Source organism: Streptomyces sp. NPDC015032 (genome assembly GCF_043080425.1).
In the GTDB taxonomy this organism is placed as follows: domain Bacteria; phylum Actinomycetota; class Actinomycetes; order Streptomycetales; family Streptomycetaceae; genus Streptomyces.
This window is the reverse complement of the sequence record NZ_JBIBVN010000017.1, coordinates 35516-52547: the sequence shown is the minus strand read 5'-3', so window position 1 is coordinate 52547 and position 17032 is coordinate 35516. Positions and strand designations below refer to the sequence as shown.

At 70.0% G+C, this 17032-nt stretch carries 17 protein-coding genes; 2 read left to right on the top strand and 15 right to left on the bottom strand.

Translation table 11 applies throughout. The features are described from left to right. Window positions 1-18: 18 nt before the first annotated feature. From ACF08M_RS23365 to ACF08M_RS23345, 5 genes are all read right to left on the bottom strand, one after another. Complete coding sequence (locus ACF08M_RS23365; RefSeq protein WP_392187201.1) at window positions 19-1068, bottom strand: iron-siderophore ABC transporter substrate-binding protein; 1050 nt, start codon at window positions 1066-1068, stop codon at window positions 19-21. A gap of 337 nt (window positions 1069-1405) precedes the next feature. After that, window positions 1406-2248, bottom strand: a complete 843-nt coding sequence (locus ACF08M_RS23360) for an ABC transporter ATP-binding protein (RefSeq protein ID WP_392187200.1) — start codon at window positions 2246-2248, stop codon at window positions 1406-1408. A gap of 39 nt (window positions 2249-2287) precedes the next feature. Continuing rightward, complete coding sequence (locus ACF08M_RS23355; protein WP_392187199.1) at window positions 2288-3349, bottom strand: FecCD family ABC transporter permease; 1062 nt, start codon at window positions 3347-3349, stop codon at window positions 2288-2290. Next, a complete protein-coding gene (locus ACF08M_RS23350) occupies window positions 3346-4419 on the bottom strand; it encodes a FecCD family ABC transporter permease (RefSeq protein ID WP_392187198.1) in 1074 nt (357 codons plus the stop codon). The genes ACF08M_RS23355 and ACF08M_RS23350 overlap by 4 nt, the downstream gene beginning before the upstream one ends. Before the next feature lie 170 nt (window positions 4420-4589). Beyond that, window positions 4590-5945: a lysine N(6)-hydroxylase/L-ornithine N(5)-oxygenase family protein gene (locus ACF08M_RS23345; protein ID WP_392187197.1), complete on the bottom strand. Its 1356-nt coding sequence runs from the start codon at window positions 5943-5945 to the stop codon at window positions 4590-4592. A 249-nt stretch (window positions 5946-6194) separates the two neighbouring features. Here ACF08M_RS23345 and ACF08M_RS23340 point away from each other — a divergent pair, with 249 nt between their 5' ends. Next, window positions 6195-7142 (top strand): methionyl-tRNA formyltransferase, encoded by a 948-nt coding sequence (locus ACF08M_RS23340; protein ID WP_392187196.1) that lies wholly within the window; start codon window positions 6195-6197, stop codon window positions 7140-7142. Window positions 7143-7272: 130 nt separating this feature from the next. On the opposite strand, the gene ACF08M_RS23335 is transcribed toward ACF08M_RS23340, so the two are convergent. From ACF08M_RS23335 to ACF08M_RS23305, 7 genes are all read right to left on the bottom strand, one after another. After that, complete coding sequence (locus ACF08M_RS23335; RefSeq protein ID WP_392187195.1) at window positions 7273-7863, bottom strand: hypothetical protein; 591 nt, start codon at window positions 7861-7863, stop codon at window positions 7273-7275. A gap of 14 nt (window positions 7864-7877) precedes the next feature. Next, complete coding sequence (locus ACF08M_RS23330) at window positions 7878-9041, bottom strand: ROK family glucokinase (protein ID WP_392187194.1); 1164 nt, start codon at window positions 9039-9041, stop codon at window positions 7878-7880. Between the two features lie 130 nt (window positions 9042-9171). Further along, on the bottom strand, window positions 9172-10032 hold the full coding sequence (locus ACF08M_RS23325; protein WP_392187193.1) for an ATP-binding cassette domain-containing protein: 861 nt from the start codon (window positions 10030-10032) through the stop codon (window positions 9172-9174). Further along, the gene (locus tag ACF08M_RS23320; RefSeq protein WP_392187192.1) at window positions 10029-11081 is read right to left on the bottom strand and encodes an ABC transporter permease; all 1053 of its coding nucleotides are present in this window, start codon (window positions 11079-11081) and stop codon (window positions 10029-10031) included. Before ACF08M_RS23320 ends, ACF08M_RS23325 begins: the two co-directional genes overlap by 4 nt. Further along, window positions 11078-12061 carry a sugar ABC transporter substrate-binding protein gene (locus tag ACF08M_RS23315; RefSeq protein ID WP_392187191.1) on the bottom strand — a complete coding sequence of 328 codons (984 nt, stop codon included), beginning with the start codon at window positions 12059-12061 and terminating at the stop codon, window positions 11078-11080. The genes ACF08M_RS23320 and ACF08M_RS23315 overlap by 4 nt, the downstream gene beginning before the upstream one ends. A 198-nt stretch (window positions 12062-12259) precedes the next feature. Continuing rightward, entirely contained in the window at window positions 12260-12430 is a 171-nt protein-coding gene (locus ACF08M_RS23310; RefSeq protein ID WP_392187190.1) for a hypothetical protein, read from the bottom strand. A gap of 93 nt (window positions 12431-12523) precedes the next feature. Further along, window positions 12524-13282, bottom strand: a complete 759-nt coding sequence (locus tag ACF08M_RS23305) for a GntR family transcriptional regulator (protein WP_392187189.1) — start codon at window positions 13280-13282, stop codon at window positions 12524-12526. Between the two features lie 137 nt (window positions 13283-13419). Here ACF08M_RS23305 and ACF08M_RS23300 point away from each other — a divergent pair, with 137 nt between their 5' ends. Continuing rightward, a complete protein-coding gene (locus ACF08M_RS23300; protein WP_392187188.1) occupies window positions 13420-14460 on the top strand; it encodes a Gfo/Idh/MocA family oxidoreductase in 1041 nt (346 codons plus the stop codon). A gap of 21 nt (window positions 14461-14481) precedes the next feature. Here ACF08M_RS23300 and ACF08M_RS23295 read toward each other — a convergent pair whose 3' ends face one another. From ACF08M_RS23295 to ACF08M_RS23285, 3 genes are read right to left on the bottom strand one after another with little or no spacing between them, the layout of a single operon-like run. Then, window positions 14482-14904, bottom strand: coding sequence for a PaaI family thioesterase (locus ACF08M_RS23295; RefSeq protein ID WP_392187187.1), 423 nt, complete (start codon window positions 14902-14904; stop codon window positions 14482-14484). A 16-nt stretch (window positions 14905-14920) separates the two neighbouring features. Next, complete coding sequence (locus tag ACF08M_RS23290; protein WP_392187186.1) at window positions 14921-16111, bottom strand: cytochrome P450; 1191 nt, start codon at window positions 16109-16111, stop codon at window positions 14921-14923. Between the two features lie 50 nt (window positions 16112-16161). Further along, window positions 16162-16893, bottom strand: a complete 732-nt coding sequence (locus ACF08M_RS23285; RefSeq protein WP_392187185.1) for a response regulator — start codon at window positions 16891-16893, stop codon at window positions 16162-16164. Between the last annotated feature and the right edge of the window lie 139 nt (window positions 16894-17032).

The following is a 17032-nucleotide window of genomic DNA, read 5'->3' as shown; positions in this document are numbered from 1 at the left end:
ACAGTTCGATCGCCATCTCTAGCCGACCGACTTGACGAGTTCGTCGATCGCGTACGGCAAGGACAACAGGGTGCCCTGGGACATGGCCGCGCCGACCGCCGGGCCCTCGCTGTCCAGCAGGTACGACACCTTGCCGTTCTTGACGGCGGACAGGTTGTTGAACAGCTCGAACTTCTTCAGCGCTTCCGTGTCCGCCTTGTCGTTGATGACGAAGATGCGGTCGACGTCGACCAGGTCGATGCGCTCGGGGGACAGCACGGTGAAGAACTTGCCGTCCGCGATCTCGTCGATCTTCGTCGCACCCTTGTAGCCGATGCCCGTCACCAGTCGTCCGCGCACGTCGGTGGTGGTGAACGGGGCGAGCGAATCCTTGTACCAGGACAGCGCGACGGCGGTCTGGTTCGCGAACTCCGGGTGTGCCTTGCCGGCCGCGTCGAGCTTGTCCTGGATGCCCTGCACCAGCCCGGCACCCTCGTCCTCCTTGCCGAGTGCCTTGGCGATGTGCACCGCGTTGTCCTGCCACGGCGCGCTGAAGGGCTCCTTCTCATCCTTGGTGCGGCCCACCGTCGGGGCGATCCTGGAGAGCTTCTCGTAGGCGGCCCGGTCGATCTCGGAGTAGACCGCGATGATCAGGTCCGGCCGCAGGGAGGCGATCTTCTCGTAGTTGGGGCCCGAGTCGCCGTTCTTCATGATGACTTCGGGGCGGGTGTCGCCCCACTTGTCCTTCACCCAGGGCCACTGGGTGTTGATGTCGGGGGACTTGCCCGCCGGGTTCGGATACTGGTCGACCATGCCGACCGGCTTGATGCCGAGCGCCAGGATGGCCTGGTCGTCCGTGTAGCCCACGGAGACGACCCGCCGGGGAGCCTTGGTGATCTTCGTGGATCCGAATGCGTGCTCCACGGTGACCGGGAACGCACCGTCGGCGGCGGCCGGGGCGTCGCCGCTCTTCTTGTCCGCCGAGTCGGAACCGCATCCCGCCAGGAGGCCGACGCCGAGGGTCGCGGCGGACAGGATCGCCGCCAGCCGCCGCCACGGCTTCACAGGCGTCGTTCGATGGAGAAGCATTCGGAATCCCTTGTTTTCGCGCTGTCCACTGCGCCCCCGTGCCAGGGCGGCCAACCGTATCCTACGTAAGTAAGGTCAGCCTAGCCTAACTTATTGAACTTTCCCTCGCTGGGCACGAGTTGGCCTCGAACCCGCGCCCGCCCGGCGCATGCCCGGCAATCCGCCGCGGGTGTACGGGCACGGAATTCGACACCCGCCGTGGCCGGCCGGAAGAATTCGCGGAGCACCGTCGGCATCGCGCACGGCTGCCGCGCACCGAAGTCCGCCCGGACCCGGATCACTTCGAGAACCGCTCGGCCACCGGCCGGCATCACCTCGTCACCCCGGCCGCCACGGCCTACGGATCGAGCCGGACGTGCGTACGGCCGATCGGCACGATGAGCGGCCGATCGCCCACAGGGTCGTCGATCACCGTGGCGTGCAGCCCGAACGCCTCGTGCAGCAACTCGGCGGTGATCACGTCACGCGGGTGCCCCTGGGCCAGGATCGATCCCGCCCGCATCACGATGAGGTTGTCGCTGTAGCGCGTGGCCAGATTGAGGTCGTGCAGCACCATGACCACGGTGCATCCCGATTCGTGCAGGTCGTCCACCAGGTCGAGCACGTCGATCGCGTGCGCCAGGTCCAGGTAGGTGGTCGGCTCGTCCAGCAGCAGCAGGTCGGTGCCCTGGGCCAGGGTCATCGAGATCCAGACGCGCTGTCGCTGTCCACCGGACAGCGAGTCGACCGGCCGGTCGGCCAACTCGGACACCCCGGTCATGGCCAGTGCGCGCGCCACGACGCCGGCGTCGTCCGACGACCACTGCCGCAGCCAGCTCTGGTGCGGATGGCGCCCCCTGGCGACCAGGTCGGCCACCGTCAGCCCCTCCGGCGCGACCGGCGCCTGCGGCAGCAGACCGAGCTTCTTCGCCACGTCCCTGGTCCGGAGCCCGACGATGTCCTCGCCGTCCAGCACGACCGTCCCCCTGGCCGGCTTGAGCAGCCGCGTCAGGGTGCGCAACAGGGTTGATTTCCCACAGCCGTTGGGGCCGATGATCGTGGTGATCACCCCTGGGGGGATCACCACGTCGAGATCGTCGATCACTGTCCGGCCGCCGTACCCGACCGTGACTCCCCTGGCTGCCAACCGCGAGACGTCCTCGGTCCCGGATTCGGTCCCGGTGATGAACTGAGCGACCACAAGCCCCCCTTGTTTGGGTTTGCCTTACTTTTCTACCGTCTACCGGAGATTGGCCCGCACCAGCAGATAGACGAGGAACGGGCCGCCGATCGCGGCGGTGACCACACCGACCGGGAGAGTGATCGGCAGCGCCGTGCGCGCGACCAGGTCCGACCCGATCAACAGCAACGCTCCCACCAGGCCGGAGGCCACCATCGGCGGCGTCGGGTACTTCGCCAGACGCATCGCCACCTGCGGCGCCACCAGAGCGACGAACGGAACGGGGCCCGCCGCACTCACCGCCACAGCGGCCAGCAGGACCGCGCACAACAGCAGGATCGCCCGCACCCTCGAGTACCGGACGCCCAGGCCGGCGGCGACCTCGTCGCCGAGGTGCATCGGCTTGAACTGGAACGCGGCACCGGCCACGACGACGACGAGGACGAGCGTGCACCAGAACGCCACCCGGACCTCGTCCCACGACCGGCCGTCCAACGAACCCACCAGCCACACCTGCGCCCTGGCGACGTCCCTGATGTCGGCCGAGACCAGCAGCCATGTCGTGATCGCCTCCGTCAAGGCGCTCACCGAAATACCGATGAGGATGAGCCGGAAGCCGTCGATCCCGCGCCGCCATGCCAGGAGGTACACCAGCAGACCCGTACCGAGACCGCCCGCGAGCGCCGCCGCGGACAGGCCCACCGAGCCGACGACCGCCGCGGCCGCCCCGCCCGACACCGTCACCAGGAACACCGCGACCGCACCGGCTCCCCCGGTGATGCCCAGGATGTCCGGGCTGGCGAGCGGATTGCGTGCGACGGACTGCGTGATCGCCCCGGACATCCCCAGCGCGATCCCCACGACGAGACCGGCCAGGGCACGTGGCATCCGCAGATCCATGACCACGAACTCGTCGACCTGTTCGCCCCGGCCGAGGATCGTGGCGATCACCCGGGACAGGCCGATGGGGAAGTCCCCGACACCGATGGAGAGGCAGAACACCAGGAAGGTCGCCGCCAACAGCAGCAGCGTGACCAGGACGAGCCAGGGCCGCCATACGAACGACACGTGGCCGAGCCGCACGCCCGGCGCCACCGATGGGTTCACGTCTGTCCCGTTCATGTGTTCTTGAACTTTCCTCGCCACACCAGAACCGCGAAGAACGGGGCCCCGAGGAGGGCCACCACGACACCCGCGTCCAACTCGCCGGGCCGCACCACCAAACGCCCCACGATGTCGCAGACCAGCAGGACGACGGATCCGAGCAGACCTGCGTACGGCACCAGCCAGCGGTAGTCCGGTCCGGTCAGGTACCGGGCCACATGGGCCACCATGAGCCCGAGAAACGCGATGGGGCCGCACGCCGCCGTGGCCGCGCCCGCCAGCAGGGTGATGGCGACGATGCCCGTGGTCCGGGTCAGCGCGATGTTCACTCCCAGCCCCCGCGCCACGTCGTCGCCCAGGTTGAGCAGGTTGAGGGCCGGCAGGGTGATCAGCGCCGGCACCAGTCCGACCGCTATGAACGCGGTCACCGGCCAGATGACGTCGAATCCGACACCTGCCACGGAGCCCGCGTTCCAGAACCGCAGTGCGTTCAGCGACTTCTGGTCGGACAGCGCGACCGCCGTGGTCATCGCCGCGAGGAACACCGTGATCCCTTGCCCTGCCAGGGCGAGCGTCAACGGGTTGCCCGCACCCCGGCCGATGCTCGCCAGCCCGAAGACGACGACGCCGGCGACCGCCGCCCCCGCAAAGGCGAACCAGACGTACTGGAACGGGTCGGTGAACCCGAATACGGCGATCACCGACACCACGGCGAACGAGGCGCCGGAGTTCACCCCCAGCAGGCCCGCGTCGGCGATGGGGTTGCGTGTGTACCCCTGGATCAGCGCACCGCCGACCCCCAGAGCGATGCCCGCCACGATCGCGAGGACCGTCCGGGGCACCCGCACGGTCTGCACGATGAGCCTGATCTCTGTGAGCCGCTGGTCGGAGTCGGGCACCGCGAACAGCCCGTGCCAGACCTCGGCAGGGCTCAACGCCCGTGCGCCGACGGCCAGCGACACCGCCGCGGCGATCACGAGGACCACCACCAGCAGGCCCAGACCCACCAGACGCCGCGGCCGGGCCCCTGTGGTGCCCCCGGGCGCGGGGCGCTCAACTGCGGTCGTACACATGTCGACGTACGCCATCCCTCTGATCCACCGGGGACACATGGCCGGTGGGGCCTCACCCCCAGGACGGGGGTGCCCGCACCGTCGCTCGCGCCCTGGTCCCCTTGCAGAGCGCTGCGGAGCGGGTCCTCGCTCAGCTCGACCGGTGCCATGGCCGGGGCGCGCTGGGTGCCGAACCCGTGGACGGACTAGCGGACGGTGCTGCCGGTGCCGTCGGCGACCGGCCGGACCTCGTCGGAGGTGGGCCCGGCACCCCGGTCGAGCAGCGAGTCCAGGATCTCGCCGACCCGTATCGCGGTGTTGGACAGCAGGGCCGTCGTGATGCCGTGCGTGTGTTCCGTGCCGCCCTGCAGGTAGATTCCGCAGCGCAGACCGGGGTCCGTCGCCATGCGGTAGTCGCGCTCGACGCGGACGCGGCCCTCGTCGTCGCGCAGGCAGCGGTCGGCGACCTCGCCGAGGAGGCCGAGAGGATCGGCGGGGCTGTAGCCGGTGGCGAACACCACGACATCGGCGTCCACGTGCGTCTTCTCGCCCGTGACGAGGGACTTCACGGTGGCACGCACGCCGTCGGGCGTCTCCTCGACGTCGGTGACCCGGGACACGTTCAGGAAGCGCAGCCGTTCGGTGCCGAGGACCTTCTCCTGGTACATCTGCCGGTACAGGTCGTCGATCAAGTCGATGTCCACCACGGAGTAGTTGGTGTTTCCGTGATAGGCCATCAACCGGCTCTTGACGCTCTCGGGCGCCGCGAAGTAATCATCGACCGCCCCGGGGTCGAAGATCCGGTTGGCGAAGCTGCTGTCGTCGGCGGGGCTGTAGCCGTAGCGGGAGAAGACCGCGCAGACCTCGGCCCGGGGGAAGCGGCGGTGCAGGTAGGCAACGTTCTCCGCGGCACTCTGTCCGGCGCCCACGACGACGAACCGCGAGGGCGAAGTGCCCTCCAGTCCACCGACCTTGCGCAACAGATCGGAGTTGTGCCAGACACGGTCGCCGCGCTCCACGCCCTCCGGCATGAGGGGGCGCAGCCCGGTACCGATGACGAGGTTGCGGGCCCGGTGGACTTCGAGCCCCTCCCCCGACCGGACGGTCACGTCCAGGTACTCCACGGCACCGTCGTGGACGAAGGGCGTGACGGAGACGACCTCGTGGCCGTAGGAGACCATGTCGCCGACCTGGGCCGCCGCCCACTCGAAGTAGTCGTGGAATTCCACCCGCAGCGGGAAGAGGTTCTTGTGGTTGATGAAGTCGATCAGCCGGTCCTTGCTCTGCAAATAACAGAGGAAGCTGAACTCGCTGGCCGGGTTCCGGAGCGTCACCAGGTCCTTGAGGAAGGACACCTGCATGGTGGCGTCGTCGATCAGCATGCCGCGGTGCCAGCCGAAGCTCGGCTGCTGCTCGAAGAAGTGAGCGGTGACCGGCTCCTGCCTGCCGACGTGTGTGTTGTGCTCGCGGAGCGCGATCGCCATGGCCACATTGGAGGGGCCGAAGCCGATGCCAATGAGGTCGTGGACCAGTGGTGCGTCGCCAGGAAGACCCTGTGACATGTCACTCCCATCGTGCGGGAAAGCCGCCTGTCAGGCGTGGGGGAAGGTACGAAAGAGTGGGCACATCGACGGAGCCGCCCAATTTAACTTAGGCGAGCCTAAGCTAATCACTCGATGCTGTCGACCGGGCAAATCGGGCGCACGACTATTGACACCCCGTCAACCCAGGCCCGAAATCACTCTCTTGCAAACTAAGGTAAGCCTTGCTTTACTTGCCGTCGGTCTCACCCTGCCCTGAGGAGGAACCCCATGCGGGTCGTCATGTTCGGTTACCAGACCTGGGGGCACCGGACCCTGCAAGCCCTCCTGGACTCCGAGCACGACGTGGTACTGGTCGTGACGCACCCCAAGAGCGAGCACGCGTACGAGAAGATCTGGAGTGATTCCGTCGCCGACCTCGCCGAAGAGCACGGCGTCCCGGTTCTGATCCGCAACCGCCCCGACGACGACGAGCTGTTCGAACGCCTGGAGGAAGCGGCCCCGGACATCATCGTGGCCAACAACTGGCGGACGTGGATCCCCCCGCGAATCTTCGGCCTCCCGCGCCACGGCACGCTGAACGTCCACGACTCGCTGCTGCCGAAGTACGCCGGCTTCTCCCCGCTGATCTGGGCCCTGATCAACGGCGAGCCCGAAGTGGGCGTCACCGCGCACATGATGGACGACGAACTCGACGCCGGCGACATCGTCCGGCAGGAGGCGGTCCCGGTCGGACCGGCGGACACCGCCACCGACCTCTTCCACAAGACCGTCGGCCTCATCGCCCCGGTCACCATCGGCGCCCTCGACCTCATCGCCGCCGGGCGGACGGAGTTCACCAAGCAGGACCGCTCCCGGGCAAGCTTCTTCCACAAGCGGTCCACCGAGGACATCCGCATCGACTGGACCTGGCCGGCGGAAGACCTCGAACGTCTGGTCCGCGCCCAGTCCGAGCCGTACCCCAGTGCCTTCACCTTCCACAAGGGCAAGCGTCTCGAAGTCCTCGCCGCGGTCGTGTCCCAGAACCGTTACGGCGGTACGCCCGGCCGCATCTTCTACCGCGAGGGCGACGGCGTGGTGATCGTCGCCGGCGCCGACGCCCGCACCGGCCGCAACCACGGCCTGGCCCTCACACGTATACGAACCGAGGAAGGCCGGGAGATGCCCGCGACGGAGTACTTCACCTCCATGGGCGGCTACCTGACCGACCGCCCCTGACGCACCGGCACCACCGCGGTCCCGTGGTCCCCGTGCCCGTCCACCGACTCCGTGCAGCGGCCGGGCACCGGGAGGGAGAGGAAGGACGTGGGGCGCGGTGCGGGCCGGTGAGCGGCCCGCCGGCTTCCGGTCAGGGAGTCGCCGCGGATACCACGTAGACGACAGGGTTCATCGGATCGGTCATGTTCACGGTGATGTCCTGGGTGGGCCGCGGGTCCTTGTTGGTGTGTGTGGTGCCCGCCCACTCGACCCCGGGGTTGAAGCTCCAGCCCGAGACCTCCTGGTCACGGACGCCGATGGTGACCTTGCCCGTCTCCAGCTCGGCGCGGCCGCTGCCCAGCCGGCTCAGGAACCGGTCGAGCCCGGCGGACGTGGTGCGGAACTTGACGTACAGGCGGCTGGTCTTCCAGTTGTTGGTCTCGTAGTACTGCACGTCCAGGGAGTTGCCGGGCATCGGGAGCTCGAAGATCCGGCGCTGCAGCCGGGACGGCCAGCCCTCCCGGAGCCCCTGCACGGCGGCCTCGGCCTCCTTGTTCTGGCCGGAGCGGCGGCTCTGGCCCGCGGAGATCAGCAGGTAGCCGGCCGGAATGCCGATGAGCAGCACGATGATGGTCGCCGTGATCAGACGACGGCGGATCATCCGGCGCCGGTCCTGCGGCGGCCTGTCGTCGTCGGGCGGCGAGGACTGGCGCGGCAGGACGGGGTGCTCGGCTGCGGTCATGTCTGTGGAGGTCCCTAGGAGGTGCGAGTGTTGCGCGTGCTACGGATGGTGCTCGCGGCCTGGTCGTAGATCTGTGCGTACCGCTCGTACCGCTCGACGCGGCGACGGTTGGCACGGCGGAATCTGCGGGCCACCAGCCTGGCCAGGTCGGCGGCGCCGACCATACCTGCCTCCGGGCCGAGCTGTGCCTTCGCGATCCGGGCCTCGGGGCGGTAGCCGCGGCCGGTGAGGTGACGCCTGAAGGCGTCCCTGGCGGGGCCGATCAGCAGGTCGTCGGCGGCGCTGACGCCGCCTCCGATGACGAAGCAGGAGGGGTCGAGGGCGGCGGCCAGATTGGCGATGCCGACGCCGAGCCACTGGCCGATGTCCTGGAGGAGCTCGACGCACATCGCGTCGCCCTCGCGGGCCAGTTCGGTGATGAGCGGCCCGGTGATGTCGGGGATGTTCCCCTTGACCCGCTCGATGATGCCGTGCGCCACCGGGGAGTCGGCCGCGGCCAGCTCCTTGGCCTCGCGGACGAGGGCGTTGCCGGAGCTGTACTGCTCCCAGCAGCCGCGGTTCCCGCACGGGCAGCGGTGCCCGCCGGGCACCACCTGCATGTGGCCGAACTCACCTGCGACCCCGTACTTGCCGCGCTTGACCTGTCCGTCCTCCAGGATCGCGCCGCCGATGCCGGTGCCGAGCGTGATCATGACGAGGTGGTCCTCGCCGCGGCCCGCGCCGAAGCGCCACTCCGCCCAGGCGGCGGTGTTGGCGTCGTTGTCGACCATGACGGGGACGACGAGGCGGGAGGCGAGGGCGTCGCGCAGCGGTTCGTCGCGCCAGGCGAGGTGCGGGGCGAACAGCACCTTGGAGCGGTCCGCGTCGACCCAGCCGGCCGCCCCGATGCCGACGGCGTGCACATCGTGCCGGTCGGAGAGGTCCAGGACCAGCTCGACGATGGTGTCCTCGACGACCTTGGGGCTCTTGGACTTGTCCGGCGTCTCGGTGCGCAGCTGCTCCAGGATGTTGCCGTCGGCGTCGACGACACCCGCCATCACCTTCGTACCCCCGATGTCGATGCCGACGGTCGGCACCCGCGGCGCCGTGAGGTGCGAGCGCCGCTCCCGGGTGCCCACGGTCCGCAGGACGGTGGCGCGGGCGGAGCCGCGGTGGGTGAAGTCGCGGTACGTGCTCATCGTTCCTGCGGGGTCTGGGGGGCCGGGGCGGTGCTCCCGGCGGCGGACGGCGCCCGTCTGGCTCGATTCTGCCACTGCCGGGGCACCGCGGTCGGCGGACCCGTTGGCCGGGGCCCGCGCGGGCCCGGGGTCACCGCGGGTCGTCGTCGACCCGGCGGCCGCCCAGATGGGCCGGTCCCGGGGCCCGCTCCAGCTCGTGGCCGAGCTCCTCCAGCTCGCTGCCGCCCGCCATCTGGCGGGTCAGCTCGTCCAGGGTGACACCCGCCCGGGTGTGGCTGCCGGACATGGCGCCCCGCTTGAGCAGGACGAACCGGTCACCGACCAGATACGCGTGGTGCGGGTTGTGCGTGATGAGGACCACGCCGAGGCCGGCGTCACGGGCGGCCGCGACGTACTTGAGGACGACTCCGGACTGCTTGACGCCGAGCGCGGCGGTCGGCTCGTCCAGGACGAGGACCTTGGCGCCGAAGTAGACCGCCCGCGCGATGGCGACGCACTGGCGCTCGCCGCCGGAGAGCGTGCCGATCGGCTGGTCGACATCGCGCAGGTCGATGCCCATGCGCAGCAGCTCGGAGCGGGTCGTCTCGCGCATCAGCCGTACGTCGAGGCGCTTGAAGGGGCCCGCGCCGGTGGTCGGCTCGGAGCCGAGGAAGAAGTTCCGCCAGACCGGCATCAGGGGGACGACGGCAAGGTCCTGGTAGACGGTGGCGATGCCGCGGTCGAGGGCGTCGCGCGGGTTGACGAGGGTGGTCTCCTCGCCATCGATGAGCAAGCTGCCCGCGTCGTGCCGGTGCAGCCCGGCGATGATCTTGATGAGGGTGGACTTGCCGGCGCCGTTGTCGCCGAGGACACAGGAGATCTCCCCCGCGTGGACCTCCAGCGAGACGTCCTGGAGTGCCTTGATGTTGCCGTAGAACTTGCTGACGTGGTCGAGCTCGACGAGCGCCGGGTGGGACGCCTCCTGGTCGGCCGGTGCCTGGGGGGCCGTCATTTCGTCGCCTCCGCGCGCTTGCGTACCCATGCGTTGAGCAGGGTGGCCAGGAGCAGCATGGCTCCGAGGAAGAACTTGAACCAGTCCGGGTTCCACTCCGCGTACACGATGCCCTTGCTGGTCATGCCGAAGATGAAGGCACCGACCGCGGAGCCGATCGCGGAGCCGTAGCCGCCGGTGATCAGGCAGCCGCCGATGACGGCCGCGATGATGTAGATCAGCTCGTTGCCGACGCCCTCGCCGGACTGCACCACGTCGTACGAGAACAGCAGATGCTGCCCGGAGACCCAGGCGGCGAAGGCGACCCCGAGGTAGAGCCCGATCTTGGTACGGATCACCGGGACGCCGACCGCGCGGGCCGCGTCCGCCTCGCCGCCGACCGCGAAGATCCAGTTGCCGAAGCGGGTGCGCAGCAGGATCCAGGTGGCGACCGCCACGAGCACGGCCCACCACAGGATGGTGACCTTGAACTCGACGCCGCCGATGGTCCACTGCGAGGCGAAGACCCGGCGGGCCGAGTCGAAGCCCTCCATGTCGCCGATGGACTTCGTCGACACCGTCCCGCTGATCAGCTTGGTGAAGCCCAGGTTGAGGCCGGTCAGCATGAGGAACGTGCCGAGCGTGATGATGAAGCTCGGCAGTTTGGTCCGGGTCAGCATGAAACCGTTGAACGCCCCGACGGCGAGCGTGACCAGCAGCGACACGAAGACGCCGACCCAGACGTTGGCCGTCATCTGGTAGCTGAACATCGACGAGATCAGCGCGGAGCTGGTGACCAGCACACCGGCGGAGAGGTCGAACTCGCCGCCGATCATCAGCAGCGCCACCGGTGCGGCCATGATCCCGATGGTGGAGGCCGCGTAGAGCACCGTGCCGAGGCTGGAGGTGCGCAGGAAGCTGTCGGCGACGATCGAGAAGAAGAGGAATACGGCCGCCGCGCCGACCACCGAGCCGAGCTCGGGGCGGCCGAGCAGTCTGCGCAGCGGTGAGGTCCGCAGCAGCCGCTCATCGGCCGCGGCCACGGCGGGTGGGCCGGTGACGGTGCTCATCGGGTCCCCCGCTTCGTGTATTCCGCCAGCTCGGCGGCGTCCTTCGAAGTGATGATCTGCGGGCCGGTGAGGACCGGACGCCCGCCGCCGAGGACATTGCCGTTGTAGCGGTGGAGCCAGAGCAGGTCCACGGCCTCGTATCCCTGGAGGTAGGGCTGCTGGTCGACCGCGAAGCCGAGGGTCTCGTCCTGGAGGGCCGTGGCGACCTTGGCGTTCAGGTCGAAGGTGTCGACCTCGGCCTTGCTGCCCGCGGTCTGCTTCGCCTTGACGGCGGCGTCCGCGAACGGCGCGCCGAGCGTGACGACCGCGTCGATGTTCTTGTCGGCCTGGAGCTTGGCCTCGATGGACGCCTGGACATCGGGCATGTTGGTGCCTTCGACGTACAGGTTCTGCATCTGCCCGTCGAAGGTCTTCTTCGCCCCGGCGCAGCGCTGCTCGTGGCCGACGTTGCCCTGCTCGTGCAGGATGCACAGGGCCTTCTTGCGGCCGCGTGCGTTGAGCTCGTCGCCGACCGCCTCGCCCGCGATGGACTCGTCCTGGCCGATGTGGGTGAGCGCGCCGAACTGCTTGGACTCCGCGGAGCCCGAGTTCACCGTGATCACGGGGATGCCGGCCTTGGTGGCCTTGGCGACGACGTCCTTCATCGCGTCGGGCTTGGCGAGCGTGACGATCAGCCCGTCGACCTTCTGGTCGATGGCCGCCTGGACGAGCTGGGCCTGCTGCTGCGCCTCGTCGTTGTGCGAGTACAGGAACTTGATGTTGTCCTTGACGGCCGCCTGCTCGGCGCCCCGCTGGACGATGTCCCAGAAGGTGTCGCCGTCGCCCGAGTGGGTGACCATGGCAAAGGTCCATCGGGGCGTGTTCACCGCGGACCGGCCCTCGGCGGCAGCCCGGGCCGCGCGCTCCTCCGCCCGCTTGCCACCGGTGCTGCTGCAGCCCACGAGGGAGACCCCCAGCACCGCCGCAAGCACGGCGCCCATCGCACGTACCCCTGTCCGAACCCTTGCCACGACGCCGTGCCCTTCTTGTGCTGCTCGCTGGTGCTCTTTGGTGGGGCCGGGGACGATTCGCGCCCTGCCCGGCTGGCCAAGTATCCCCGAGTCGCCGACGGCGCCGCCCGGCAGGGGCGACGCACCCACATGGGCGCCGGGTGTCCACGGCGCCGCGCGCGACGGACGTCAGGTGCCGCGCGCGGTGTAATCCTCCGGCCGCGGTACGTCGTCGGCGGTGCCGATGGCCGGTGCCGTGAGCACCGGCTCTCCGCCGGCGACGACGTTTCCGTCGAGGGCGGGGCCGCTGCCGATGGCGGCCGTGGCGGTCAGGGCCGCCGTCCTGCGAGAGGTACGCATCCGTGGGTCCGCCTTCTCTCCGGCCGCCCGAGTGCGGCTGGGGGAGTTATAGGGGCGGACGTACGAGACGTCAACGGGTCCGTGCGGCCGTCGTCACCGCACGAGCAGCTGGAAATCGAAGGAGTAGCGCGAGGCCCGGTAGATGTGGGAGCCGAACTCGACCGCGCGCCCGGTGTCGTCGAAGGTGGTGCGCTCCATCGTCAGCAGGGCGGCCCCTTCCGTCTCGGCGAGTCCGGCCGCCTCCTCGGCGGTGGCTAGCCGGGCTCCGACGGTCTGACGGGCGCTGTGCAGGGCGATGCCCGCGCCGCGCATCATCCGGTACAGGCCGGTCGTCTCCAGCCGCCGGGTGTCCAGGTCGACGATCCCGAGGGGCAGCTGGTTGCGCAGCAGCGCCAGCGGCTCGTCGTGCGCGTACCGCAGCCGCTCGACGAGATGGACGTCGGTGCCCTCCGTGATGCCGAGGGCATCGGCGGCCTCGGCACCGGCGGGCTCGACGGTGTTGCGCAGCACACGGGTCGTGGGGTGCCCGCCCGCCGCCTCCAGGTCGTCGTACAGGCTGCTCAGTTCGAGCGGGCGGCGGACCCGGCTGTGCACCACCTGGGTGCCGACGCCGCGGCGGCGGACCATCAGGCCCTTGTCGACCAGTGACTGGATGGCCTGGCGGACGGTGGGCCGGGACAGGCCGAGCCGGGCCGCGAGCTCGATCTCGTTGCCCAGGAGGCTGCCGGGGGCGAGCCGGCCCTGTTCGATGGCCGCTTCCAGTTGCTGGGCCAGCTGGTAATAGAGGGGAACCGGGCTGGTGCGGTCCACACCGAGTTCGAGCGCGACGGGGTCGGTGGTGGGTTTGGGCACGCGTGGAGGGTATCCCTCACGTCGGATGCTCCGGTAGTCAGGTCGTTCTGTTGTCCGGACAGCATGACTACGGAACAAGCGGCACCTTGTCAGGACATATGGTTGACAGCGCAGCCGACGGACGGCACGTTGGGTCCATGCGCATCGGACTCATCGGCACCGGCCGGATCGGTTCCTTCCACGCGGCCGTGCTGGCCCGCCATCCCGAGGTGGACGATCTGGTGGTGGCGGACACCGACCGGGCGCGGGCGGCCGGGGTCGCCGGCCGCATCGGCGCGACGGCCGCGGACAGCGCCGCCGAGGTGTTCGGCTCGGGGGTGGACGCCGTGGTGATCGCCTCGGCCACGTCGGCGCACGCGGAGCTGATCGGGCGGGCCGCACGGGCGGGACTGCCCGCGTTCTGCGAGAAGCCGATCGCCCTGGACCTGCTGGGGACGCTGAGCGCGCTGCGCGAGGTCGAGCGGGCCGGAAGCGTCCTCCAGCTGGGCTTCATGCGCAGGTTCGACGCCGGGTACGGGGCGGCCCGCGCCGCCGTACGGGCGGGGGCGCTGGGCCGGCTGCACACCGTGCGGGCGATGACGATGGACCCGGCGCCGCCGCCCGCCGCGTATCTGCCGCTCTCCGGGGGGCTGTACCGGGACTGTCTCGTCCATGACTTCGACATGCTGCGCTGGGTGACGGGCCGTGAGGTGACCGAGGTGTACGCCACCGGATCGGATGCCGGGCCCGAGATGTTCCGGGCGGCCGGCGACGTCGACACGGCGGCGGCGCTGCTGACCCTCGACGACGGCACCCTGGCCACGGCGACGGCCACCCGCTGCAACGGCGCCGGCTACGACGTACGGATGGAACTGGCGGGCGAGCTCGGCCAGATCACGGTCGGCCTGGACGACCGTACGCCGGTCACCTCGGCCGAGCCACGGGGTCCCGCCGCACCGCGCAGCCCCTGGCCGGGCTTCCTGGAACGGTTCGCTCCGGCGTACGAGGCGGAACTGGACGCGTTCGTACGGGTGGTGCGGGGCGAGCTGCCCAATCCGTGCGACGGCCGGGAGGCGTGGTACGCGCTGCTGGTGGCGGAGGCGTGCGAGGTGTCCCGCCGGGAGCGGCGCCCCGTGGAGATCGCGGAGATCGCCGCAGGCGCCGCCCGTCCGGCGGAATCGGCCCGCACCGCCTCGTGACCGGCGGCGGGGCCGGACGGTTCAGGAGGAGGACGTGGCGGACAGTACGGTGCCCTGCGCGACCGCGCAGAGCGTCTTGGCTCCGTCCTCCCCCGCGGCGAACAGCTCGCAGCGGACCACGGCCTGGCGTCGGCCGGTGTGCACGACATCGGCGTGGGCGATGAGTGTGCGGCCGGTGGCGGGCCGCACGTACTGGATGGAGAAGCCACCGGTCAGAACGGCCGGGCCGAGCGTCGTCCCGGCGGCGAAGGTGATCGAGTTGTCGGCCGCATAGGCCAGGACTCCACCGTGCAGAAAGCCGTTCTGCTGCTGGAGTTCCTGCCGGATGTCCACTTCGAGGGTGGCCGCGCCGCCCCCGAAGGCGGTGATCCGCGCCCCGACGAGCCCGCTGAACGGCTGGCTGTCGAGGACCTTCTGCGCCATCTGCAAGTCAAGTCCGGTCATGACAAAGGTTTTTACCTCACCAGCGGACGGGCAGCCGGCGCACCCCCCGGATCAGCAGTCCCGGGATCCAGTCGAACTCGCCCTCGTCCGCGTCCAGTACGAGGCCGGGGCACCGCTCCAGCAGCGTACGGATCGCGATCCGGCCCTCCATCCGGGCCAGCGGGGCACCCATGCAGAAGTGGCTGCCGTGCCCGAAGGCCAGGTGTCCCTGGGCGTCGCGGCGGATGTCGAAGGTGTCCGGCCGGGGGTAACGGCCGTGGTCGTGGCCGGCCCCCGCCAGGGAGACCAGAACCGGCTCGCCCGCCGGGATGACCCGGTCCCCGATCTCGATCTCTTCGCGGGGGAATCGGAACGTGGCGGTCTCCACCGGGCCCTCGTAGCGCAGCATCTCCTCGACCGCGCCGTCCATCAGGCCGGGGTCGGCGCGGAGAGCGGCCAGTTGGTCCGGGTGTCCGAGCAGTGCGCGTACCCCGTTGGAGATCAGGTTGACCGTGGTCTCGTGGCCGGCGACGAGCAGCAGGAACGCCATGCCTACGAGTTCATCGGCCGACAGTCCGTCCCCCTCCTCGTCCCGCGTCCTGACCAGCGCGCTCATCAGGTCGTCCCCGGGTGAGCGCTGTTTGTCCTCGATGAGTTCGCCGAGATACCGGCCCATGGCGGCCACCGTCTCGGCCTCCTCCTGCGGTGTGGCCGGATAGATGACGCCGTTCGACAGCCGGCGGAACACATCACGGTCCAGGTCCGGCACACCGATCAGTTCGCAGATGACGGTCATGGGCAGGGGAAAGGCCAGCGCGTCGACGAGATCGGCGCGCCCCAACGGCACCATCGCGTCGAGGAGTTCGTCGGTGATCTGCTGGACACGCGGACGCAGGGCCTCGACCCGGCGGGCGGTGAACTCCCGGGCGACGAGTTTGCGCAGCCGGGTGTGGTGGGGCGCGTCGAGCTCCAGCATGTTGGCGAAGATCGGGGAACTCTCGACCGGCGCGCCGGGCAGCCCGCGCCAGTCCTTGCCGAGCCGCTGATCGGCGAGGGCCGCGCGGGCCTCGTCGTACCCGACCACGAGCCAGGCCCGCTCGATGTCGTCGGTGCGTACGGTGTGCACGGGACCCGCGGCCCGCAGCTTCGCGTAGTACGGATAGGGGTTCGCGGTGAAGTCCTCGACCCCGCGCAGATCGACATCGACACGGTCACTGGCATCGGACATGGGATCGCCCCTCCAGGTCTGAACGGCTCGGTCCTCTCGGGCCGACCGGCTCAGCCTATGCCGCCGGTTTCCGAACCGCCGTCGTCGAGCAGGCCCGCGTCATGCACCAACAGCGCGATCTGGACACGGTTGTTGAAGTCGAACTTGGCCAGGATCCGGGACACATGCGTCTTCACGGTCGCCACGCTGAGATAGAGCGCCGCGGCGATCTCGGCGTTGGAACAGCCCTGTGCGACGGCGACGGCGACATCGCGTTCCCGCTCGGCCAGTGCGGCGATCCGCCGTCGTGCCCGGCCGGCCCGCTCCTCGACGCCGTTCCCCGGACGGGTCCCCGCGGCGCGGGCCATGAGCTGGCGGGTCACCGCCGGCGAGAGCACCGGATCGCCGGCCGCCACCCGCCGCACCGAGTCGACGATATGCGCCGGAGGGGTGTCCTTCAGGACAAATCCGGCCGCTCCGGCGCGGATGGCCCGCACCACCTGCTCGTCGGCGTGGAAGGTCGTCAGGACGATGACCTCGGGAGCGTGGGGGCGGGCACGCAGGGCCTCGGTCGCGGTCAGCCCGTCCATGGTCGGCATCCGGATGTCCATCAGCACCACATCGGGGCGGAGCCGGTCGACGAGTTCCACCGCGTCGACGCCGTCGGCTCCCTCCCCCACGATGTCGATGTCGTCGGCGCCGCCGAGCATGAGCGCGAGCCCGGCCCGCACGAGCGGGTCGTCGTCGACGATGAGCAGTCGGACGGGCTGCGCCACGGGGTCCTTGGCGGTCGGGGTGGTCATGACGACCACCGTAACCAGGGCCGGAGACCCGGTGCGCCGGGGACCGTCGCGCCCGCCCGTGAACGCCCATCGGTCCCGGCGGACGGACCGGGACGGGCCGCGGATCCGTGGCGGGCCCGAGGACCGTGACGGGCCCGAA